General features: G+C 73.4%; 19 protein-coding genes. 13 read left to right on the top strand and 6 right to left on the bottom strand.

Features of this window, described 5'->3' with window-relative positions:
• Nucleotides 1-49 precede the first annotated feature (49 nt).
• Nucleotides 50-265: a hypothetical protein gene (locus ACTMTB_RS26355; RefSeq protein ID WP_441148893.1), complete on the bottom strand. Its 216-nt coding sequence runs from the start codon at nt 263-265 to the stop codon at nt 50-52.
• A 107-nt stretch (nt 266-372) separates the two neighbouring features.
• On the opposite strand from ACTMTB_RS26355, the gene ACTMTB_RS26350 reads away from it, so the two are divergent.
• Nucleotides 373-1,446, top strand: a complete 1,074-nt coding sequence (locus ACTMTB_RS26350) for a DUF4037 domain-containing protein (protein WP_441148892.1) — start codon at nt 373-375, stop codon at nt 1,444-1,446.
• Nucleotides 1,447-1,453: 7 nt separating this feature from the next.
• Here the strand turns inward: ACTMTB_RS26350 and ACTMTB_RS26345 are convergent, their stop codons facing one another.
• Complete coding sequence (locus tag ACTMTB_RS26345; protein ID WP_441148891.1) at nt 1,454-2,716, bottom strand: MFS transporter; 1,263 nt, start codon at nt 2,714-2,716, stop codon at nt 1,454-1,456.
• An 85-nt stretch (nt 2,717-2,801) separates the two neighbouring features.
• Here ACTMTB_RS26345 and ACTMTB_RS26340 point away from each other — a divergent pair, with 85 nt between their 5' ends.
• From ACTMTB_RS26340 to ACTMTB_RS26330, 3 genes are all read left to right on the top strand, one after another.
• Entirely contained in the window at nt 2,802-3,695 is an 894-nt protein-coding gene (locus ACTMTB_RS26340; protein ID WP_441148890.1) for a winged helix-turn-helix transcriptional regulator, read from the top strand.
• Nucleotides 3,696-3,925: 230 nt separating this feature from the next.
• A complete protein-coding gene (locus tag ACTMTB_RS26335; RefSeq protein WP_441148986.1) occupies nt 3,926-8,374 on the top strand; it encodes a HAMP domain-containing protein in 4,449 nt (1,482 codons plus the stop codon).
• 193 nt (nt 8,375-8,567) lie between these two features.
• Entirely contained in the window at nt 8,568-9,536 is a 969-nt protein-coding gene (locus tag ACTMTB_RS26330) for a metallophosphoesterase (RefSeq protein ID WP_441148889.1), read from the top strand.
• 45 nt (nt 9,537-9,581) lie between these two features.
• Here the strand turns inward: ACTMTB_RS26330 and ACTMTB_RS26325 are convergent, their stop codons facing one another.
• Nucleotides 9,582-10,607 (bottom strand): aldo/keto reductase, encoded by a 1,026-nt coding sequence (locus ACTMTB_RS26325; protein WP_441148888.1) that lies wholly within the window; start codon nt 10,605-10,607, stop codon nt 9,582-9,584.
• A 154-nt stretch (nt 10,608-10,761) separates the two neighbouring features.
• Between ACTMTB_RS26325 and ACTMTB_RS26320 the strand changes: the two genes are divergently transcribed.
• Genes ACTMTB_RS26320 through ACTMTB_RS26300 form a run of 5 tightly spaced genes read left to right on the top strand, consistent with a single transcriptional unit; the run spans nt 10,762 to nt 15,309 of the window.
• Entirely contained in the window at nt 10,762-12,222 is a 1,461-nt protein-coding gene (locus ACTMTB_RS26320; protein ID WP_441148887.1) for a hypothetical protein, read from the top strand.
• Nucleotides 12,223-12,278: 56 nt separating this feature from the next.
• Nucleotides 12,279-13,394: a M24 family metallopeptidase gene (locus ACTMTB_RS26315; protein ID WP_441148886.1), complete on the top strand. Its 1,116-nt coding sequence runs from the start codon at nt 12,279-12,281 to the stop codon at nt 13,392-13,394.
• Entirely contained in the window at nt 13,391-14,533 is a 1,143-nt protein-coding gene (locus tag ACTMTB_RS26310; RefSeq protein ID WP_441148885.1) for an acyl-CoA dehydrogenase family protein, read from the top strand. Before ACTMTB_RS26315 ends, ACTMTB_RS26310 begins: the two co-directional genes overlap by 4 nt.
• Before the next feature lie 9 nt (nt 14,534-14,542).
• The gene (locus ACTMTB_RS26305) at nt 14,543-14,764 is read left to right on the top strand and encodes a DUF433 domain-containing protein (protein WP_154936964.1); all 222 of its coding nucleotides are present in this window, start codon (nt 14,543-14,545) and stop codon (nt 14,762-14,764) included.
• 53 nt (nt 14,765-14,817) lie between these two features.
• On the top strand, nt 14,818-15,309 hold the full coding sequence (locus tag ACTMTB_RS26300; protein ID WP_280838668.1) for an Lrp/AsnC family transcriptional regulator: 492 nt from the start codon (nt 14,818-14,820) through the stop codon (nt 15,307-15,309).
• A gap of 9 nt (nt 15,310-15,318) precedes the next feature.
• On the opposite strand, the gene ACTMTB_RS26295 is transcribed toward ACTMTB_RS26300, so the two are convergent.
• Nucleotides 15,319-15,885: a histidine phosphatase family protein gene (locus tag ACTMTB_RS26295; RefSeq protein ID WP_441148884.1), complete on the bottom strand. Its 567-nt coding sequence runs from the start codon at nt 15,883-15,885 to the stop codon at nt 15,319-15,321.
• A gap of 518 nt (nt 15,886-16,403) precedes the next feature.
• Between ACTMTB_RS26295 and ACTMTB_RS26290 the strand changes: the two genes are divergently transcribed.
• Both ACTMTB_RS26290 and ACTMTB_RS26285 read left to right on the top strand, forming a co-directional pair.
• Nucleotides 16,404-16,586 (top strand): CsbD family protein, encoded by a 183-nt coding sequence (locus ACTMTB_RS26290; RefSeq protein WP_441148883.1) that lies wholly within the window; start codon nt 16,404-16,406, stop codon nt 16,584-16,586.
• A 63-nt stretch (nt 16,587-16,649) separates the two neighbouring features.
• Nucleotides 16,650-16,982, top strand: a complete 333-nt coding sequence (locus ACTMTB_RS26285) for a YnfA family protein (RefSeq protein WP_350795493.1) — start codon at nt 16,650-16,652, stop codon at nt 16,980-16,982.
• On the opposite strand, the gene ACTMTB_RS26280 is transcribed toward ACTMTB_RS26285, so the two are convergent.
• Nucleotides 16,960-18,117, bottom strand: a complete 1,158-nt coding sequence (locus ACTMTB_RS26280) for a low temperature requirement protein A (protein WP_441148882.1) — start codon at nt 18,115-18,117, stop codon at nt 16,960-16,962. The two genes, ACTMTB_RS26285 and ACTMTB_RS26280, sit on opposite strands and share 23 nt — an antisense overlap.
• A gap of 102 nt (nt 18,118-18,219) precedes the next feature.
• Complete coding sequence (locus tag ACTMTB_RS26275) at nt 18,220-19,626, bottom strand: KamA family radical SAM protein (RefSeq protein WP_441148881.1); 1,407 nt, start codon at nt 19,624-19,626, stop codon at nt 18,220-18,222.
• 157 nt (nt 19,627-19,783) lie between these two features.
• On the opposite strand from ACTMTB_RS26275, the gene ACTMTB_RS26270 reads away from it, so the two are divergent.
• The gene (locus ACTMTB_RS26270) at nt 19,784-20,833 is read left to right on the top strand and encodes a zinc-binding alcohol dehydrogenase (protein ID WP_441148985.1); all 1,050 of its coding nucleotides are present in this window, start codon (nt 19,784-19,786) and stop codon (nt 20,831-20,833) included.
• Nucleotides 20,834-20,838: 5 nt separating this feature from the next.
• Nucleotides 20,839-22,410, top strand: coding sequence for an amidohydrolase (locus tag ACTMTB_RS26265; RefSeq protein WP_441148880.1), 1,572 nt, complete (start codon nt 20,839-20,841; stop codon nt 22,408-22,410).
• The last annotated feature ends 8 nt before the right edge of the window (nt 22,411-22,418 follow it).

Raw genomic sequence — 22,418 nt, 5'->3', positions numbered from 1 at the left:
GCGCCGGCCTGGTCGGCTCCGGTCCGGGCCCGCGCCGTCCCGCCGCGGCTCACCGCTCGTCGTGGCGGTAGAGCGTCTTGCGACGGGCCACGTACTGCAGGGCGTAGCTGGCCAGCAGCAGCACGATCGCCAGCACCACCTCGACGCCGGCGAGGACGCCGTCGGCGACGGTGAGGCCGAGCGCCAGCAGCGCCAGCCCGAGCACGGCGAGGATGGCGGCCGCGAACATCCGGCGACGCCGTCCCGCTGCGCGCTCCTGCGTCACCGTCCCCACCTTCCCGTCGGTCACCTCCGGTCCAGGTTATCGGCGGTGACCGGCAGGCGGGCTGGTATTCCGGTGGCGGCCCGCGCCCGCACCGGCAGACTGCCGGCATGGCGTTCGTACCCGGCCTGACGCTCTGCCGCAGATTCCACGACGAAGTCCTCGCGCCGCTGCTGGCGCGGCGCTGTCCCGGGTTGGCCTATGCCGCCGGCCTGCTCGACGGCGGCTCGGAACTGCTCGGGCTGGACACGCCCCGCTCCACCGACCACGACTGGGGTCCGCGGGCCCAGCTCTTCGTCGCCGACGCCGCAGACGTCGCGCCGGTCCGCGCCGCTCTGGACGTCGGCCTGCCGGCGCAGTTCCTGGGCTGGCCAACCCGGTTCGCCGGTGGCCCCGGCACCCGCCTCGGGGTGGTGGACGCGGCCGGTGACCGACACGGGGTCGGCGTGGACGAACTCGGCGGCTGGCTACGCGGCCGGCTCGGTCTCGACCCGACCGCCGGGGTCACCAAGGAGGACTGGCTGTCGCTGCCGACCCAGCGACTGGCCGAGCTGACCGGCGGGGCGGTCTTCCATGACGGGCTCGGCGGGGCGCTGCGCGCTGCCCGGGACCGGCTGGCCTGGTACCCGGACGACGTGTGGCGCTACATTCTGAGCGCCGCCTGGACCCGGATCGGCCAGTGCGAGCACCTGGCCGGGCGGTGCGCCGAGGTCGGCGACGAGCTGGGCAGCCGGGTGGTCACCGCCGGGTTGGCCCGCGACCTGATGCGCCTCGGGCTGCTGCTGCACCGCCGCTGGCCCCCGTACGACAAGTGGCTCGGCACCGTCTTCGCCCGGCTGCCGCAGGCGCCGCCGGTGGTGGCCGCGTTGACCGACGCCCTAGGGTCGGGCGGCTGGACGGCGCGGGAGGCCGGGCTCGGCCGGGCCCTGGAGACCCTCGCGGACTGGACGAACGGCACGGGCCTCGCCGCGCCGGTCGACCCCCGGGTGCGGCCCTTCCACGGCCGGCCGTTCCTGGTGCTGGACGCCGGCCGGTTCGCCGCCGCGTTGCGCGCCGCGATCGGTGACCCGGCGCTGCGCGGGCGTCCGCCGATCGGCGCCGTCGACCAGTACGTCGACAACGTGGACGTGCTCACCCACCCGGAGCGGGTCCGCCGGCTCGCGGCGGCCCTGCCGCCGCGCTGACCCCCCGTCACCGGGCGCCGAGGACCTCCCGGCGATCGACGCCGTCCACCCGCAGGTCGGTGAAGTCCCGCAGCCGACGCACGGGCGACAGGAGCAGGGCCAGCGGCGCGCACACCGCGGCGGCGGCGAAGACGAACAGGGTGCCCCGCGCGCCGACGACACCGGCGAGGGCGCCGGCGACCAGCCCGCCGATGGGGATCGCGCCCCAGGAGACGAAGCGGACGGTGGCCATCACCCGGGAGAGCAGCTCGGGCGGGCTGGCCGTCTGCCGGTAGGTGCGGGTGGTCACGCTGAGCACCACCACGCTGCCGGCGAAGACCACGTTGCCGACGGCGAACGCCAGGTACGCCGCCCAGCCCACCCCGACCGGGACGACGAACGCGCCGGCGACGGAGACCAGGCAGGCGACCAGGACCGACCGGGCGGTGCCCCACCGGCCGGTGATCCACGGGGTCAGCGCGGCACCCACCAGCGACCCGACGCCCTCCACGGCGAGCAGCACGCCGACCAGCACGGCCGGGGCGTGCAGTTCGCGGACGAGGTAGAGCGGGTAGACCGCGAGCTGCGCCCCGCAGACGAAGTTCACCGCGGTGGCGGTCCACATGGTCGGGCCCATGACCGGGTGGCGGGTCACGTACCGCCAGCCCTCGCCGATCATCTGGCGGATCGGGGGCCACCGGTCGGGGGCGTCGGTGCGGCGGGCCGGCAGCGAGCGCAGCAGCGCCGCGGAGACGAGGTAACTGGCCGCGTCGACCAGCACCGTCGGCACCGCGCCGAGGGCCTGCACCGCGAGCCCGCCCAGCGCGGGACCGCTGAGCTGGGTGGCGGCGTGGGTGGCCGAGGTCAGGCTGTTGCGGGAGTGCAGCTGCTCGCGGCCGACGATGGCCGGCAGGAAGGTGGAGTTGGCGACGTCGAAGAGCACGTTGGCGAAGCTGACCACCAGCGCCACCACGACCAGTTGGGCGACGGTCAGCCACCCCCACCACCAGGCCAGCGGGATGGACGCCACCGCTACGGCGCGGGCCAGGTCGGCGCCGACCTGCGCGCCACGCAGCGGCAACCGCTGCACGATGACCCCGGCGGGCAGCCCGATCACCAGCCAGGCCACGTAGCCGGCGGCGGCGACCAGGCCCATCTCGAAGGCGGTCGCGTCCAGCACGGTCAGCGCGGTCAGCGGCAGCGCCACCCCGCCGACCGCCGACCCGACCAGGCTGGTCGTGCCGGCGGCCCACCAGCGCCAGAACACCCCGGCTCCCTGCTCGACGGTCATGACCGTCAACCCCCGTCCCCGAGCCAGTGAGTTCCAATCTGGAACGGACTATAGTCGACGGCGGACCGAGCGAGGGGGTGGGTGGATGAGGCGGGTGGACCTCGCCGACGCCGACTGCGGCATCGCCCAGGCGCTCGGCGTGCTGGGCGACTGGTGGACCTTCCTGATCGTGCGCGACGTCGCCGGCGGCACCACCCGCTTCGACGCGCTCCAGCGCGAGCTGGGGGTCAGCCGCCGGGCGCTGACCGAACGACTCGCCGCGCTGGTCGAGCACGGGGTGCTGCGCCGGGAGGCGTACTCGCACCACCCGCTCCGCTACGACTACCTGCTCACACCGAAGGGGGAGGCACTGCTGCCGGTGCTGGTCGCCCTGCAGGACTGGGGCAGCCGGCACGTGCTGGGCGACGGGGCCCTCACCGCGACCGCGCGCGCCGACTCCGCCGAGGCCCGCCGGGTACGCCAGCTCGTCGGCCGCCGGCTGCCGGCGGTCACGCTGCCCCGGCACGACGGCGGCGACGAGTCGCCGGCCGTGCCGGGCCGCTGGACGGTGCTCTACCTCTTCCCCGGCGCGTTCGCCCCCGGCGACCAGGGACTTCCGCCGGGCTGGGGGGACATCCCCGGCGCCGTCGGGTGCACGCTGGAGGCCCGCACGTACGCCGACCGGCACGAGCTCATCCGGGCCGCCGGCGCCGAGGTGCGGGGCGTGAGCACACAGCGCCCCGACCAGTTGCGGGCCTTCGCCGAGCACGCCCGGCTGCCGTACCCGCTCCTGTCCGACCAGGACGGGCGGCTCGCGGCGGGGCTGCTGCTGCCGACGTTCCGGGCCGGCGGGGTGGACCGGTTCAAGCGCCTCACCCTGCTGGTCGACCCCGACGCCGTGGTCCGCGCGGTGCAGTTCCCGGTGACCGACCCGGCCGGCTCGGTGGCGGAGATGGTGGAGCTGGTCCGTCAGTCGTGCGGGCGCCCGGCGACGCGCTGATCCGGGTTACGCCCGAGCGTCACCCGCCCACCTCCGTCCCCGCCACCCCGGCGCAGCTCACCCCGGTTCGCTCTCCCATGCGGGCCGCTCGCCCCATCGGCATACTTGCGCGGTTGATGTTGTCGCCGGGACGGCTCCAGCCGTTCCCGGCGGCTCGGCGATGGGGGCGAGTGGTGGTCGAACAGACGGTGCCGCGGCGACGCGAGACGGCGGGCAGCGCCGGCGGGCCGATGGCTGATCCGGGCCTGCGGCAGCTGCTGGCGGGCCTGACGGCGGTGCGGGACGGCGACTTCGGCACCCGACTGCCCGAGGACGCCGACGGGCTGCTCGGCGAGATCGCCACCGTCTTCAACGGCATGGTGGACCAGTTGTCGCTGTTCACCTCCGAGGTGACCCGGGTGGCCCGGGAGGTCGGCACCGAGGGCCAGCTCGGCGGCCAGGCCGAGGTGCCCGGCGTCTCCGGCACCTGGAAGGACCTCACCGACTCCGTCAACGCGATGGCCGGCAACCTCACCGACCAGGTCCGCGACATCGCCGAGGTCGCCACCGCGGTTGCCCGGGGCGACCTGTCGCAGAAGATCACGGTCGACGTGCGCGGCGAGATCCTGGAGCTGAAGATCACCATCAACACGATGGTGGACCAGTTGTCGTCGTTCGCCGACGAGGTCACCCGGGTCGCCCGGGAGGTGGGCAGCGAGGGCCGCCTCGGCGGCCAGGCCGAGGTGCCCGGCGTCGCCGGCACCTGGCGCGACCTCACCGACTCGGTGAACTTCATGGCCGGCAATCTGACCAGCCAGGTCCGCAACATCGCCCAGGTCACCACCGCCGTGGCCCGCGGCGACCTGTCGCAGAAGATCACCGTCGACGCCCGCGGCGAGATCCTGGAGCTCAAGAGCACCATCAACACGATGGTGGATCAGTTGTCGTCGTTCGCCGACGAGGTCACCCGGGTCGCCCGGGAGGTCGGCACCGACGGGCGCCTCGGCGGCCAGGCCCAGGTCAGCGGCGTCGCCGGCACCTGGCGCGACCTCACCGACTCGGTCAACTCGATGGCCGGCAACCTCACCGACCAGGTGCGCAGCATCGCCCAGGTGGCCACGGCGGTGGCCCGCGGCGACCTGTCGCAGAAGATCACCGTCACCGCGCACGGCGAGATCCTGGAGCTCAAGAGCACCATCAACACGATGGTGGACCAGTTGTCGTCGTTCGCCGACGAGGTCACCCGGGTCGCCCGCGAGGTGGGCACCGAGGGCCGCCTCGGCGGCCAGGCCGACGTGAAGGGCGTCTCCGGCACCTGGAAGGACCTCACCGAGTCGGTCAACGTCATGGCCGACAACCTCACCGCGCAGGTACGCAGCATCGCGGAGGTCACCACCGCGGTCGCCAAGGGCGACCTGACGCAGAAGATCCGGGTCGACGCGCGGGGGGAGATCCTGGCGCTGAAGGAGACCATCAACACGATGGTCGACCAGCTCTCCGCGTTCGCCGACGAGGTGACCCGGGTGGCGCGGGAGGTCGGCACCGAGGGGCGGCTCGGCGGTCAGGCCCGGGTCTCCAACGTGGGCGGCACCTGGAAGGACCTGACCGACAACGTCAACGAGATGGCCAACAACCTCACCAACCAGGTGCGCTCGATCGCGCTGGTCGCCACCGCCGTCGCCCAAGGCGACCTGAGCCGGCAGATCACCGTCGAGGCCAAGGGTGAGGTCGCGGTCCTGGCCCAGACCATCAACACGATGGTCGGCACGCTGAGCGCCTTCGCCGACGAGGTGACCCGGGTGGCGCGCGAGGTGGGCACCGAGGGACGCCTCGGCGGTCAGGCCCGGGTGCCCAACGTCGCGGGCACCTGGAAGGACCTCACCGACAACGTCAACTCGATGGCGAACAACCTCACCGGCCAGGTCCGCAACATCGCCCAGGTCACCACGGCGGTGGCGCAGGGCGACCTGACCAAGAAGATCGACGTCGACGCCCGCGGCGAGATCCTGGAACTGAAGACCACCATCAACACGATGGTCGACCAGCTCTCCAGCTTCGCCGCCGAGGTCACCCGGGTGGCCCGGGAGGTGGGCAGCGAGGGCCGCCTCGGCGGTCAGGCCGAGGTCGAGGGCGTCTCCGGCACCTGGAAGCGGCTCACCGAGAACGTCAACGAGCTGGCCGGCAACCTGACCCGCCAGGTGCGGGCGATCGCCGAGGTGACCAGCGCCGTCGCCACCGGCGACCTGACCCGGTCCATCACGGTGGACGCCCCGGGCGAGGTCGGCGAGCTGAAGGACAACATCAACTCGATGGTGGAGTCGCTGCGCGAGACCACCCGCACCAACCAGGAACAGGACTGGCTCAAGACCAACCTGGCCCGCATCTCCGGGCTCATGCAGGGCCACCGCGACCTCGAGGTGGTCGCCGGTCTGGTGATGAACGAGCTGGCACCCCTGGTCTCCGCGCAGCTCGGCACGTTCCTGCTGGTCGACGACCTCGCCGAGGGCAAGGCGCTGCGGGTCGTCGGCGGCTACGGGCACGACGCCACCCGGCGCCGCTACGCCCTCGGCGACTCCCTCGTCGGCCAGGCGGCGGTGAGCAAGCGGGCCATCGTGGTCGACGCGGTGCCGGCCGACTACGTGACCGTCTCGTCCAGCCTGGGGGCCGCCGCCCCGCTGCACCTCGTGGTGTTGCCGGTGCTCTTCGAGGACCAGGTGCTCGGCGTCATCGAGCTGGCCAGCATGAGCCGGTTCACCGACATCCAGCGCGACTTCCTCGACCAGCTCACCGAGACCATCGGGGTGAACGTCAACACCATCGTCGCCAACGCCCGTACCGACATCCTGCTCACCGAGTCCCAGCGCCTCGCGGCCGAGCTGCGGACCCGGTCGGAGGAACTGCAGGCCCGCTCCGAGGAGCTGCAGCGCTCCAACGCCGAGCTGGAGGACAAGGCGGCGCTGCTGGCCCGGCAGAACCACGACATCGAGACGAAGAACTCCGAGATCGAGCAGGCCCGCCAGGAGCTGGAGGCGCGCGCCCAGCAGCTCGCGCTCGCCTCGAAGTACAAGTCCGAGTTTCTGGCCAACATGAGCCACGAGCTGCGCACCCCGCTGAACTCGCTGCTCATCCTGGCCCAACTGCTCGCGCAGAACCCCAACCGCAACCTGACCAGCAAGCAGGTCGAGTACGCGACGGTCATCCACTCCGCCGGCACCGACCTGTTGCAGCTCATCAACGACATCCTCGACCTGTCGAAGGTCGAGGCCGGCAAGATGGACATCAACCCGGAGACCTTCGACCTGTCGGTCCTGCGCGACTACGTCGACGCCACCTTCCGCCCGCTGACCACGCCGCGTGGGCTGGAGCTGGACATCGTCACCGGCCCGGACGTGCCCACCACCCTGCACACCGACGAGCAGCGGCTGCGTCAGGTGCTGCGCAACCTGGTCTCCAACGCGGTCAAGTTCACCGAGCAGGGCAGGGTGCAGCTGCGCATCGAGCGGGCCCGGCCGGACGAGCTGCCCGGCGGCGTCGAGCCGGCGGAGACCGTCATCGCGTTCCGCGTGATCGACACCGGCATCGGCATCGCCGAGCAGCACCTGACCGCCATCTTCGACGCCTTCCAACAGGCCGACGGCACCACCAGCCGCCGGTACGGGGGCACCGGCCTCGGGCTCTCCATCAGCCGCGAGATCGCCCACCTGCTGGGCGGTCGGATCACCGCGCAGAGCGTCCTGGGTCAGGGCAGCACCTTCACCCTCTACCTGCCCGCCACCGTCGTCGGACCGTACGGCGCCGACTCCGCCGGCCCGCTCAGCGGTCACCTGGTCGGGACGGCGGAGCCGGACACCTACCGGCGTACCGAGCAGCGGCGCCTGCTGGTGCTCGAGGGACACGACAAGGGCCTGCTCACCATGCTGGCCGAGGGCGTCGCGGCGGGGCCGGCAGAGCACGCAGCCGACGTGTCCACGGCGGTGGACACGGCCTCGGCGATCGAGGCGCTCACCGCGCACCGGCACCACCTGCTGGTGCTGCACCTCGACATGTCCGTCGAGGGCGGGACGGCCCTGCTCAAGGCGCTCGACGACCACCCGGACCTGCACCGCCTGCCGGTGCTGGCCTACCACGGGCAGCCGTTGACCGCCGGCCAGGAGACGCTGCTGCAGGCCATCGCCAAGGACCGGCCGCTGGAGGTGCTGCGCAGCCTGGACGACCTGCGCGAGCGCATCGCCCTGCACCTGTCGGCGGAGAGCCCCGAGCGGGTCGTGCCGCTCACGCCCGCCACCGCCGACGCCGCGCCGGCCGGGGACGCGTTCGCCGCGGCGCTGACCGGGCGCAAGGTCCTGGTCGTCGACGACGACGCCCGCAACGTCTTCGCGCTGACCAACATCCTGGAACTGCACGGCATCGACGTCGTCTACGCCGAGAACGGCCGCACGGGCGTCGAGACGCTGATGCGCCACGACGACATCGACCTGGTGCTGATGGACGTGATGATGCCGGAGATGGACGGATACGCCGCCACGGCGGCGATCCGGGCCATGCCCCGCTACGCCGAGCTGCCGATCATCGCCGTCACCGCCAAGGCGATGCACGGCGACCGGGAGAAGAGCATCTCCTCGGGCGCCAGCGACTACGTCACCAAGCCGGTCGACGCCGACGACCTGCTGCACTGCATCCACCGCTGGCTGAGCAACTGAGTCCGGGCCGCAGGTGCGCCAGCCCGGCTGCTGGTGGCGTACCTGCGGCGGGGCCGGCGCGGCCGCCTCCGCCCGCCGGCGAACGGGTCGGCACGGCGGGGAACGCCGCCGGTCGGCGGATCGTCGGCGGATCGTCGCGGGGGTGTCAGCGGACGGCCACCCTCTGGTGAGGACGACCTGCGGGAATCATCCGATGCGATGGACCCGCCTTCCGGCCCTTGCCCTCGTCTCCACGATCGTCGCCGCGCTGCCGGCCGCATCGGCCACCGCCGCGCCCGACCACGGCGCCGCCGCCAACCCGGTCACCTTCGCCCTGCTCGGCGACACGCCGTACTCCGACGCCCAACGGGCCCAGTTCCCCGCCCTGGTCGACGACGTCAACGCCGACCCGCGGGTGAGCTTCGTGCTGCACGCCGGTGACGTGAAGAGCGGCTCGTCGACCTGCGACGACGCCCGCTTCGCCGACCTGCGCCGGCTCTACGACACCTTCGCCGACCCGTTCGTGCTGACACCCGGCGACAACGAGTGGACCGACTGCCACCGCACGGCCGCCGGCGGCTACCTGCCGACCGAACGCCTCGACGCGGTCCGCCGGGTCTTCTACCCGCAGGCCGGCAGCACCATCGGCGGCCGGCCGACGCCGGTGCTGTCGCAGGCCGCCGACCCCCGCCACCGCGACTACCGGGAGAACGTGCTCTTCGTCCGCAGCCGGATCGTCTTCGCCACCGTCCACGTGGTGGGCAGCGAGAACGACCTCGCGCCGTGGTCGCAGCTGCCCGGCGGCGACCGCCCCGACCTGCGGCTGGCCGAGTTCGAGGCCCGCAAGGCCGCCGCACTGGACTGGATCGACGCCACGTTCGCCGCGGCCCGGCTGACCGCCGCGCCCGGCGTGCTGCTGATGATGCAGGCCGAGCCGCTGGCCACGCCGGGCTACGCCGACATCCGGGCCCGCATCGCCGAGCGGGCCGCGGCGTACGGCAGGCCGGTGCTGCTCGTGCACGGCGACGAGCACGTCTACGAGGTCGAGCCGGCCTACGCCGGCGTGGCCAACCTGACCCGGCTCGAGACGTACGGCGACACCGCCTCGAACTGGCTGCGGGTCACCGCCGACCCGCGGGCGGCGGCGGTGTTCTCCTGGCAGTCGGAGACCGTCACGGGCTGACCCGCGACCGGGCGGGGCGCGTCAGGGAGCGCCCCGCCCGGCGGGTCACGCCGGCAGGTCGCGGGCGCGCTGCCGGACGCCCGGCCCGCCGTACGGGTAGTCGGCCACCGCCGGGGCGCTCGCCTCGTCCAGCAACCGGGTCTGCTCCTCGTCCAGGCTCAGGTCGGCGGCGGTGAGGTTGTCGTCGAGCTGGTCGGTGGTCCGGGCACCGAGGATCACCGAGGTGACCGCGGGCCGGTCGGCCAGCCAGGCCAGCGCCACCGCCGACATGGAGACCCCGCGCTGCCCGGCGACCTTCCGCACCGCGTCGATCACCCGCCAGGTCCGCTCCTGGGCGTTGCGCCCCGCGTACGCCTCGACCCCCCGCTCCGGGTCCTCGCCCAGGCGGGTGGCGCCGGTCGGCGCGGTGTCCCGCCGGTACTTGCCGGTCAGCCAGCCCCCGCCCAGCGGGGACCACGGGAGGATGCCGATGCCCTCGTTCTCGCAGACCGGCACCAGTTCGAACTCGATCTCCCGGACCAGCAGGTTGTACTGCGGCTGCAGGGTGACGATCGGGGCCAGCTGGAGGTGCTGGGTCAGCAGGGCGGCCTTCTGCAGTTGCCAGCCGGTGAAGTTGCTGACCCCGGCGTAGCGGATCTTCCCCGCGCGCACAGCGTCGTCGAAGAACCGCAGCGTCTCCGGCAGCGGCGTCAGCGGATCCCAGGCGTGCGCCTGGTAGAGGTCGACCGCCTCCACGCCGAGTCGCCGCAGGCTGGCGTCCAGGGCGCGGGTGAGGTGCACCCGGGACAGGCCGGCGTCGTTCGGCCCGGCTCCCGTCGGGAACCGCCCCTTGGTGGCGATCACCACCCGGTCCCGCATTCCCGGCCGATCGCGCAGCCAGCGCCCGACCATCTCCTCCGAGACCCCGGCGGAGTAGACGTCGGCGGTGTCGATGAAGGTGCCGCCGGCCTCGACGAACCGGTCCAGTTGGGCGAAGCTGCCCGCCTCGTCGGTCTCCGCGCCGAAGGTCATGGTGCCCAGGCAGAGGTTCGACACCACCGTTCCGGTGGAGCCGAGGGTGCGGTATCGCATGGTGTCCTTCCGGTCGTCGACTCCGGCGATCCTCGCACCGCGTCGCGCCGTCCGCCCGCGGCCCCCGAGCCCGCGCTGCAGGTCATGCCGGCATGAGGCAGAGTGGCATCCGCGTCGGGACGGTCCGGCGCCACCGACGGAAGGGGCAGCGGCCGTGGCGGGACCGACCGGGGTGGTGTTCCCCCGTACCGGCGAGGGGCGCAGCACGAGCGCGCTCGGGCGGGCTGTCGTCGCCGACGCGCTGCGCGCTGTCGATCCGGTCGGTGCGCGCTCGGCAGAGCACGAGACCAACTGGCGGCACGGCTACCTGGGGCACTTCCGCCGGCTGGTCGAGGCGGGGCTGCTCTCCCGCGAGGCCGCCCTGAGCATCGCCCGGGACGGGCTCGCCTCGCTGCACGCCCGGATGACCGTGATTGGTGCCGACGGCCGGGAGACCGGGCTCGACGAGGCCTTCACGACCGCCGCCGACGAGCCCCTGGAGACGGCGACGGTCACCGGCGGTGGGCCGGTCGAGCGGGACCTGTCGCTGCCCTACCGGGGCCAGCGGCTGCGCGGCGACGAGCTGCGCCGCCGACTCGACGCCTGGGTCACCGCCGGGGTCATCGAGCCGTCCTGCGCCGAGGCGGTCGGCGCGGTCCTCGCCAACCCGGACTGGCTCGACCTGCGCGACCAGCGGGTCGTCGTGCTCGGCGCGGGCGCCGAGATGGGCCCGCTGCCGTCCCTGCTCCGCTGGGGCGGCGACGTGGTGGCGGTCGACCTGCCGCGACCGGAGCTCTGGCGGCGGGTGCTGCAGACCGCCCGTCGGCACGGCGGTCGCCTCCGGCTGCCGGTACGCCCCGGCGACGCCGCCGACGACCAGGCGCTGGCCGCCCGGGCCGGCGCCGACCTGCTGCACCGCCTGCCGCAGGTCGCCGACTGGCTGCGCGGCATCGACGGCCGGCTGGTGCTCGGCAACTACGTGTACGCCGACGGGGCCACCAACGTGCGCGTCGCCATGGCGGTCGATGCGCTAACCGGCCACCTCCAGCAGCACCGCGACGACGTCGCACTCGCCTTCCTCGCCACCCCCACCGACGTCTTCGCCATCCCGGCCGAGGCGGTGCGGCACGCCGAGCGGGGCTACGCGGCCCGCGGCTGGGCGCGCCGATCGCTGCGCGTCGTCTCCGGGGGGCGGCTGCTGCACCGCAACTATCCGCCGGGCGCCGATCCCGGCATCAACGACAGCCTGGTCCCGCAGCAGGGCCCGAACTACGCCCTCGCGAAGCGGCTCCAGCGGTGGCGGGCCACGGTGGCGCGGGACGCCGGCTCGACGGTGTCGTTCACCGTCGCCCCGCCCACCCGCACCCGTTCGGTGCTGCGCAACCGGGCGCTCGCCGCCGCGTACGCCGGCGCCCACCGGTTCGGCATCGAGGTGTTCGAGCCGGCGACCAGCAACACCCTGATGGCCGCGCTCCTGGTGCACGACCTGCGCACCGGCGGCGGTCCGGCGCTGGCCCACCCGTGGCAGGACGAGGCGTACGGCGCGGCACACGGCGGGCTCTGGCGGGTGCCGTACGCGCCGCGCAGCGCGCTGGGGCTGGCCGTCCTGCTCGGCCTCGGCGGCGCCCGGGCCTGACCGGGGGCGCGCGAGCCGGAGTAGGTTGCCGCCCAAACGAGCGTTAAGCTGGCCGGGTGGGAACCGAGGAGCTGTACCCCGCCGACCGGCTGGCCGCCGCGCGCCGCGCCACCGCCGCCGCCGGCCTGGACGCGCTGCTGCTCACGCCCGGTTCCGACCTGCGCTACCTGACCGGCTACGACGCGCACGCGGGGGAGCGGCTGACCTGCCTGGTGCTGCCGGCCGAGGGCGAGCCGACCCTGATCGTCCCCACCCTGGAACGTCCGGCCGCCGAGGCGTCCCCGGCGCCGGCCACCGGCGTGCGCATCGTCGACCACGCCGACGGCACCGACCCGTACCCGCTGGTCACCGCCGCCCTCGGCGGACCGGTCGCGGCGGTCGGGCTGGCCGACCGGATGTGGGCCGAGCAGGTCCTCGCGCTGCGCGCCGCGCTGCCCGGGGCGACCCAGCGGCTGGCCGGCGAGGTGCTGAGCGAGTTGCGGGTGCGCAAGTCGCCCGCCGAGGTCGCCGCCCTGGCGGAGGCGGGCGCCGCGATCGACGCGGTGCACGCCCGGATGGGTGAGTGGCTGCGGCCGGGGCGGACCGAGACCGAGGTCGCCACCGACATCGCCGCGGCGATCCGCGCCGCCGGCCACGCGACCGTGGACTTCGTCATCGTCGCCGCCGGCCCGAACGGCGCCAGCCCGCACCACGGCACCTCGGACCGCCCGATCCAGGCCGGCGAACCGGTCGTCGTCGACATCGGCGGCACCATGCCCTCGGGTTACTGCTCCGACTCCACCCGCACCTACCTCGCCGGCGGGCGCGCCCCGGCCGAGTTCACCGACTACTACCAGGTGCTGCACGCGGCGCAGCGCGCCGCCGTGGCCGCGGTCCGGCCCGGCGTGACCGCCGAGGCGGTCGACGCGGCCGCCCGCGAGCCGATCACCGCCGCCGGGTACGGCGACGCCTTCCTGCACCGCACCGGCCACGGCATCGGCCTGGACGGGCACGAGGAGCCGTACGTCGTCGCCGGCAACTCCCGGCCGTTGGAGCCCGGCATGGCGTTCTCCATCGAACCCGGCATCTACCTCGCGGGCCGACACGGCGCCCGCATCGAGGACATCGTCGTCTGCACGACGGACGGCGTACACCGGCTCAACACCACCCCCACGGAGCTCATCGCGCTATGACTGTCGACCGGATCCTCCCCACCGACGAGGCCCACGACCTGCTCGACCTCGCCACCGAACTCGCCGACCGCGAGCTGGCCCCCCGGGCCGCCGGGTTCGAGGAGCGCGCCGAGTTCCCCCGGGAGGTGCTGCGCACCCTGGGCCGGGCCGGCCTGCTCGGCCTGCCCTACGCCGAGGAGTACGGCGGCGCCGCTCAGCCGTACGAGGTCTATCTCCAGGTGCTGGAGATCCTGGCCAGCCGCTGGCTCGCCGTGGCCGAGGCGGTCAGCGTGCACACCCTGTCCTGTTACCCGGTGGCCCAGTTCGGCAACGACGCCCAGCGCAAGCTGCTGCCCGACATGATCGGCGGGGAGCTGCTCGGGGCGTACTGCCTCTCCGAGCCGCAGGGTGGCTCGGACGCGGCGGCGATGACCACGAAGGCCGTCCGCGACCGTGACTCGTACGTCGTCTCCGGCACCAAGGCGTGGATCACGCACGCCCGGGTCGCGGACTTCTACAACATCTTCTGCCGCACCGGCGGCTCCGGCCCGAAGGGCATCTCCTGCCTGTTGGCCGACCGGAACACCGCGGGCCTGCACCCGCAGGCCGCCGAACGGACCATGGGCCTGCACGCCTCCCCGGTCGCGCAGATCGCCTTCGACGACGCCCGGGTGCCCGCCGACCGGCTGATCGGCGGCGAGGGCATGGGCTTCACCATCGCCATGTCGGCCCTGGACTCCGGCCGGCTCGGCATCGCCGCCTGTGCGGTCGGGCTGGCCCAGGCCGCCCTCGACTACGCGGTCGGGTACGCGAAGGAACGGCGGCAGTTCGGCCAGGCGATCATCGACTTCCAGGGGCTCGGCTTCAACCTCGCCGACCTGGCCACGCAGATCTCCGCCGCCCGGGCCCTGACGCTCGCCGCGGCCCGGCTGCGCGACGCCGGCCGGCCGTACTCGATCGAGGCGGCGAAGGCGAAGCTCTTCGCCACCGACGTGGCGATGCGGGTGACCACCGACGCGGTGCAGGTGCTCGGCGGCGCCGGATACGTCGCCGACCACCCGGTGGAGCGGTACATGCGGGAGGCGAAGGTGCTCCAGATCGTCGAGGGCACCAACCAGATCCAGCGGCTGGTGATCTCCCGGGCGCTGGCGAAGGGCTAACCTGTGCCGGTGACCTTCCCCCGGATCACCGTCGACCCCGAGGTGATGGGCGGCGCGCCCTGCGTGCGGCAGTCCCGGATCCCGGTGGCCACCCTGCTGGCGATGATGGCGGAGGGGATGTCCGTCACCGACATCCTCACCGACCTGCCCTTCCTCGACGAGGAGGACATGGCCGAGGTGCTGAACTACGCGGCCGATGCGGTGCGCGACCGGACGGCCCGCCCAGCGTGACCGCGGCCGGCCGGTCGTCGCACCCCGGGCTTCCACCCGGTAGGTTGCACGCCGTGGAGGAGATCGACCGCGCCATCGTCGCCGCGCTGACCGTTGACGGTCGGCTGTCGTACACGGATCTGGCGGAGAAGGTGGGGCTGTCGGTCTCCGCGGTGCACCAGCGGGTCCGCCGGCTGGAGCAGCGCGGGGTGATCAACGGCTACGTCGCCCGGGTCTCGTTCGAGGCGCTGGACCTGCCGCTGACCGCCTTCGTGGCGATCCGCCCGTTCGACCCGTCGCAGCCGGACGACGCGCCGGAGCGGCTGGCCCACCTGCCCGAGATCGACTCCTGCTACTCGGTGGCGGGGGAGGACTTCTACCTGCTGCTGGTGCGGGTGGCCGGCCCGGCCGACCTGGAGCGGGTGCTCCAGGAGATCCGCACCGCGGCCAACGTCACCACCCGCACCACGGTGGTGCTCTCGACCCCGTACGAGGGGCGGCCGCCGAAGATCGACCTCGATCCGCGGACCCGGGTGCGGCCCCGCGCCAACGGCGAGGCCGGCTGAGCGGGCTGGTCAGCCGCCGTTCCAGCGGAGGATGACGCGGCGCCCGTGCTCGTGTCCGAGCACGCTGACCGTGGCGGTGTCCAGCCGGAGCTTTCCGCCGCCGGACGGGGGCAGCCCGATCCAGCGCGCGCCCACGACGCGCAGGTTGTGCGCGTGCCCGACGAGGGCGACGCTGCCCTGGTCGAGCAGGGGAGTGACCCGGTCGAGCAACCGGTCGACCCGCTCGCCGATCTGTTCGGGCGTCTCGCCGCCGGGACAGCCGTCGGTCCAGATGTTCCACCGCGGATCGTCCTTGTGGATGTCCACCGTGGTCCGGCCCTCGTACTCGCCGTAGTTCCACTCGGTCAGGTCGTCGTCCACCTCGTCCACGGTGAGGCCGGCCAGCTGCGCGGTGGCCCGGGCGCGCTGGCGGGGACTGGACAGCACCCGGGCGAACCGCCGGCCGACCAGCACCGCGCCGAGGGCGCGGGCCTGCCGCTCGCCGTCGGGAGTCAGTGCCAGATCGGTGTACGAAGTGTGTTGGCGGCTGGCGCTCCAGGTGGTCTCGCCGTGCCGGACCAGGAGGATCTCGCTCATGCCTCCAGTCAACCAGTACCGGACGCCGTCGGCCGGACAGTGACGAACCACCTATTGTCCTAGGACGGCGCAGCGGGTGTGACGTGACTGCCCCGGGGCCGCCCTGACGCCGGCTCTGGCGCCCATGCCTTGTCGTCGGGCCGCTGCCGGCGGTCGAGTCGGTAGGGCAGGAGGCGGCCGAACCAGTACGGCACGGTGCCGCCTCCTGGCCGACGCTGCGCGGCTCGCCCCCGTTCTCCTGGGGGGACCGCCGTTCCCGGTGTTCCTTCCCTGGCCGGGCTGACCCGGCATGCCGTGCACGCCACGTTCATCGCGCCCTTCACGTCGCAGGCCAGGGATGGCGCTTCCCGGTATGACTCACAGACCAGCATCCTAGGACGGACTACGCGGCGCGAGCCGAGTCACGCCGGAGGAAGACCGCAACAGCGCGGGCACCGTTTCGGGCCATGGTGACCGGGGACGCACCGGGGGAGGCGGGGCGGAGCGCCTCGCACACCGCCGGAGCAGCAGGAGGCGACATGAGCTTCACGGAGAAGGCGAAGAACAAGGCCCAGCAGCTCACCGGCGTCGCAAAGGAGCGGATCGGCGACGTCACCGACAACGAGCGGATGCGGGGCGAGGGCGCCACCGAGCAGAGCACCGCCCGGGCCAGGCAGGGTGTCGAGGACGCAGGTCGCCGGGCGCGGGACGCGTTCCGCTGATCCAGACGAGTGCCGAGCGGTCCCCGGGGCGTCCCCGGGGACCGCTCGGTTAGCGTGGCGGGCGTGACGGTCGCCCGGTCCCTGCTGCTGTTCGGTCTGGCCGCGCTCGCCGAGATCGGCGGGGCGTGGCTGGTCTGGCAGGGCTGGCGGGAGCACCGCGGCCTGTGGTGGATCGCGGCCGGGGTGATCGCGCTGGGCTGCTACGGCTTCGTGGCCACCTTCCAGCCGGACCCGCACTTCGGTCGGATCCTGGCCGCGTACGGCGGTGTGTTCGTGGCGGGGTCGCTGGCCTGGGGGGTGCTCGTGGACGGCTTCCGGCCGGACCGGTGGGACCTGGCCGGCGCGGCCATCTGCCTGGTCGGCGTCGCGGTCATCATGTACGCGCCGCGCGGCTGACCGGTCGCCCCTGGCCGCCGGCGTGGTGGCCGTCGACGACCAGCATCGCGGTCACCGAGGCGATCACGATGACCAGGTGCAGGGTGGCGTTGACGTAGGCGCCGATCGGGACGGTGACCAGGACCAGGGCCGCGGTGACCAGGCGGCTGGCCGGGCGGCCGTGGTGGACGACGCGGCGGATGTCGGCGATGCCGACCAGGAAGAGGGCCACTCCACCGGAGAGGGCGAGCGCGGCCGGCCAACCGGTCGGGGCGTCGGGATGGGCGACGGTGGCGTGCAGGCCGGTGGCGGTGGCGATGATGCCGAGCAGCAGGACGAAGTGGCTGAGGATGTAGACGCGGGCGGACAGTCGGCTCCGGGCGCCGGGTTCGGCGCGGTCGAGGATTGCCTCGCCGGCGCCGGCCTCGGTGAAGTAGGTCCACCAGAGGGCGGCGGGGAGCGCGAGGGCCAGCACGATGGCGCCCGCGGTGCTGGGAGTGAGGTGGTTCAGGGGCGCGCCCATGCCGATGGTGACCACGGTTTCGCCGAGGGCGACGATGACGAGCAGGCCGTGCCGTTCGACGAAGTGGGTCGGGACGATGCGGAAACTGGCGGCGACGCCGAGCCACGAGTGGCCGGGAAGCAGGTAGGGCAGCGCGGTCTGGACGAAGACGGCGGCGGCCCAGAGGGCATACACGGCGGGTCCGGAGAGCAGGCCGGCGGCGAGGACAAGCAGGGCGGCGCCGAGGTTGTAGGGGGCAAGCCGGCGTACGCCGGCGCGGGCGGTGCTCTGGCTGAACAGCGTCAGGTGGACGGTGACCACGACGAGGTAGCCGATGCCGAAGAGCAGGCCGCTGCCGGTGAAGGCGTCGGGGATGGCGACGGCGGTGAGCAGGAAGCCGGCCATCCCGCCGAAGAGGAGGAGTTTGCGGGCGGGCCGGCGCGGTGGCACGTGGTTGGTGAGCCAGGCGTAGCCGCTGTAGAGGTACCAGAGCAGGCCGAGGATCAGGACGGTGCTGCCGAGGCCGGTCCAGTCGAGGTGGTCCTCGAGCAGGTGGGCGAGTTGGGTGATGGTGAGGACGAAGACGACGTCGAAGAAGACCTCGACGGGGGTGGCCCGGTCGGCGGTGTCGGCGTCGTCTCGCGCGGGTCCCATGGGTGCAGGGTAGTCAGCGCGTCGTGCCGGGGTTTCCCGGATCGGCTACGCCGCACCCTCGGTCGCCGGCGGGGCGGCGACCGAGGGTGGTGCGGGTGCCGTTCAGTCGTCGCGGTGCGCGACCCACCACTGCTGCCCGCCCTCGGGCAGCGTGTCGATCGGGTCGTAGTAGGCGTAGCGCTTGTTGAGCGCCTCCAGGTCGGCGGACTCGATGGAGGTGCGGTAGTTCTTGGTCCAGTACGAGATGCCGCGTTCGCGGTCGTACTCGGTGAGCATGTGCACCCAGCGCTTGCCGACGAACGGGACGTCGCAGACGATCCGCGGGGTGGCGTAGCCGGGCAGGTAGCCCATGATGTCGTGCTGGAGTTGCTGGGCGTGCCAGACGGGGACCCGCCAGTGCTCGGCGTTGGGGATCATGTCGCACATGTAGAAGTAGTACGGCAGGATGCCCGCCTCACCCTGCAGGGCGAAGCAGAGGTCGAGCAGGTCGGGGGTGGTGGCGTTGACGCCGCGCATGAGCACGCCCTGGTTGCGTACGTCGCGGACGCCGACGTCGAGGGCGGTCTGGGCGGCCTTGGCGACCAGTGGGGTCAGCGACTGGGCGTGGTTGACGTGGGTGTGGATGGCCAGGTTGACGCCGCGTCGGGCGGCGGTGCGGGCGACCCGCTCCAGGCCCTCGACGACGTCGTGCTGGAGCCAGTGCTGCGGCAGGCCCATGAGGGCCTTGGTGGCGAGCCGGATGTCGCGGACGGTCTCCAGTTCCAGCAGCCGCATCAGGTACGACTCGAGGTTGCGCCACGGCACGTTGGCCACGTCGCCGCCGGAGACGACGACGTCGCGGACGCCGGGGTGGGCCTTGAGGTAGGCGATGTGGGCGTCGTAGCGGTCGACGGGCTTGAGGGTGAGCTTGAGCTTGTCGACGGCGGGGGTGGAGTTGCCGACCAGGTCCATCCGGGTGCAGTGCCCGCAGTACTGCGGGCAGGTGGAGAGCAGTTCGGCGAGGACCTTGGTGGGGTAGCGGTGGGTGAGGCCCTCGGCGACCCACATGTCGTGCTCGTGCAGGGAGTCGCGGCTGGCGTAGGGGTGTGAGGGCCAGTCGGTGCGCCGGTCGGAGGCGACGGGGATCATGTAGCGCCGCACGGGGTCGGCGAGGAACGCCTCGGTGGTCATCGGGGCGAACGGGACCATGGTGTTGAGCATCTGCGGCGGCACCAGCATGGACATGGTGGCCAGGGCCTTCTGGTCGGCCTCCAGGTCGGCGTAGAAGGTCTCGTCGACGAGGTCGCCGAGCACGGTGCGCAGCTGCTTGATGTTCTTGACGCAGTTGACGCGCTGCCACTGGGCGTTCTCCCACTGCTCGCGGGTGACGTGGCGCCAGCCGGGGAAGCGGGTCCAGTCGGGCTCGACCAGGGGGCTGCGGCGGTATTCGTACGGCTGCCCGGCGGTCGGCGTCGCGACCGGGGCGTGACGGGGTTGAGGGATGGTCTCAACCGGTTGGGTCTGGGTCACGGCCCCTCCTCGGTGCGTAGTGGTGCAGATGATCAGCGGCCCGTAGGCTACTGGAAAATATCCGGTGAAGAAATTAGTCTGCCGGAAGTTTTCCCGCGATGCGAGCCCAAGCCGGGGCTTCACGCGGCTGACAGGGGAGGTCGGCGTGACGTCACCGGTGGGTCTGCACCGCGTTGTGGAACCGGCGGGGGTGCTGCCGCAGGCGGCGTGGCGGCTGGACGCCGACCCGCGGATCGCACCGAACGAGGTGCGGATCCGGGTCGAGCGGCTGAACCTGGACGCGGCGAGCTTCCGGCAGTTGTCGGAGAAGCACGGCGGCGACGGGGCGAAGGTCCGCGCCGAGGTGCTGGAGATCATCGCCAGCCGGGGCAAGATGCAGAACCCGGTGACCGGGTCGGGCGGCATGCTGATCGGCACCGTGGAGGAGGTCGGCCGGCGCTCGCCGCTGGAGCTGACGGCCGGTGACCGGGTGGCGACGCTGGTGTCGCTGACCCTGACCCCGCTGACCATCCTCGACGGGCTGGCCCGCTGGGACGGGCGCAGCGAGCAGGTGCCGTGCGACGGGTACGCGATCCTGTTCGCCCGGTCGATCGCGGCGGTCCTCCCGACCGACCTGCACCCGGAGCTGTCCCTGGCGGTGCTGGACGTGTGCGGGGCGCCGGCGCTGACCGGCCGGGTCGTCGCGGAGCACGTGGCGCGCAGGCAGCGCGAGAACGACCCGACGCCGGTGACCGTGGCGGTGATCGGTGGGGCCGGTAAGAGCGGGTCGCTGTCCCTTGCTGCGGCGCGGCGGGCGGGCGCGGGTCGTACCGTCGGGGTGGTGCCGGTGGCGGCGGAGCGCGACGCGCTGACCGAGGCCGGGCTGGCCTCGATGGTCGCGTTGGCCGACGCCCGGGATCCGGTGGCGTTGTCGACGGCGGTGACGTCGGCGCTGGGGGTGCCGGCGGACGTGACGGTGGTCTGCGTGGACGTGCCGGGTTGCGAGCACGGGGCGGTGCTGGCCACGGCGGACGGCGGCACGGTGATCTTCTTCTCGATGGCGACGAGCTTCGCGGCGGCGGCGTTGGGCGCGGAGGGTCTGGCGGCGGACGTGACGATGCTGGTGGGCAACGGCTACGTGCCGGGTCACGCGGAGCTGGCGCTGGGTCTGCTGCGGTCGGAGCCGGGGGTCCGCGCTCTGTTCGAGTCCCGGCTGGCGGCAGACTGAGTGTCATGACGAACCCCTCGACTCTGTACCGCGGCGGCGTGCTGCACTGTCCGGCCGATCCGCGCGCGACGGCCCTGCTGGTGACCGACGGCCGGATCGCCTGGTTGGGTGCGGACCGGGACGCGCCGGTCGCCGACCGGGTGGTGGAGCTGGACGGCGCGCTGGTGACGCCGGCGTTCGTGGACGCGCACGTGCACGCCACGGACACGGGGTTGGCGCTGTCGGGGTTGGACCTGTCCGGGGTGCGGTCGGCGGCGGGGCTGCTGGAGGCGGTGGCGGCGTTCGCGGCGGGGTTGCCGTCGGACGCGGTGGTGCTGGGGCACGGTTGGGACGAGTCGAACTGGCCGGTGCCGCAGCTGCCGGACGCGGCGGCGCTGGACCGGGCGGCCGGGGGTCGGCGGGTGTACCTGTCGCAGGCGTCGATCCATTCGGCGCTGGTGTCGGCGGCGCTGCTGGCGGCGTGTCCGCAGGCGGCGCAGGCGGCCGGGTACGACGCGTCGGGCTGGTTGCGTCGGGACGCGCACCACGTGGTGCGGGCGGCGGCGTTCGCGTCGGTGACGCGCCCGCAGCGGGTGGCGGCGCAGCGGGCGGCCCTCGAACACGCGGCGTCGTTGGGCATCGCGGCGGTGCACGAGTGCGGTGGTCCGGAGATCTCCGACGAGGAGGACTTCACCGGTCTGCTGGCGGTGTCGGCCGACGGCGTGCCGGAGGTGTACGGCTACTGGGGTGAGCTGCTGGGTGCGGCGCGGGCCCGGGAGCTGGGCGCGGTGGGGGCCGGTGGTGACCTGTTCGCCGACGGCGCGTTGGGGTCGCGGACGGCGCACGTGTCGGCGGCGTACCTGGACGGTGACACGGGGTCGTGCGGGCACGGGTACGTCTCCGCGGACGAGGTGCGCGATCACCTGCTGGACTGTGCGGCGCACGGGATGCAGGGCGGTTTCCACGCGATCGGGGACGCGGCGATCTCGACGGTGCTGCAGGGGTTCGCGGCGGCGGCGGAGAAGCTGGGCACGGACCGGGTGCGGGCGGCGCGGCACCGGGTGGAGCACGCGGAGATCATGAACAAGCGGCTGATCGCCGGGTTCGTGGAGTACGGGATCGTGGCGAGCATGCAGCCGGCGTTCGACCGGTTGTGGGGTGGCGCGGGTCGGATGTACGAGTCGCGGTTGGGGTTGGACCGGTCGTTGGAGTCGAACCCGATGGGGGCGATGCACGCGGTCGGGGTGGCGTTGGCGTTCGGGTCGGATTCGCCGGTGACGCCGCTGGACCCGTGGGGTTCGGTGCGGGCGGCGGCGGCGCACCACAACCCGGTGCAGCGGATGAGTGCGCGGGCGGCGTTCGCGGCGCACACCCGGGGTGGCTGGCGGGCGGTGCACCTGGACAACGAGGGTGTGCTGGCGTTGGGGGCGCCGGCGACGTTCGCGGTGTGGTCGACGCCGGCGGGGGTGGAGCGGGGTCTGCCGGTGTTGCAGGCCGAGGATCCGGAGCTGCGGGGTCCGCAGGATCCGACGCCGTTGCCGGTGTGCCGGCGCACGGTGCTGCGCGGTGAGGTCATCTATGAGGAAGGGTCTGCGTGAGCGAGCGA

Origin of the sequence: Micromonospora sp. L32, assembly GCF_052068055.1 — a bacterium.
Lineage (GTDB): Bacteria > Actinomycetota > Actinomycetes > Mycobacteriales > Micromonosporaceae > Micromonospora > Micromonospora purpureochromogenes.
This window is presented reverse-complemented; position numbering and strand designations above follow the sequence as displayed.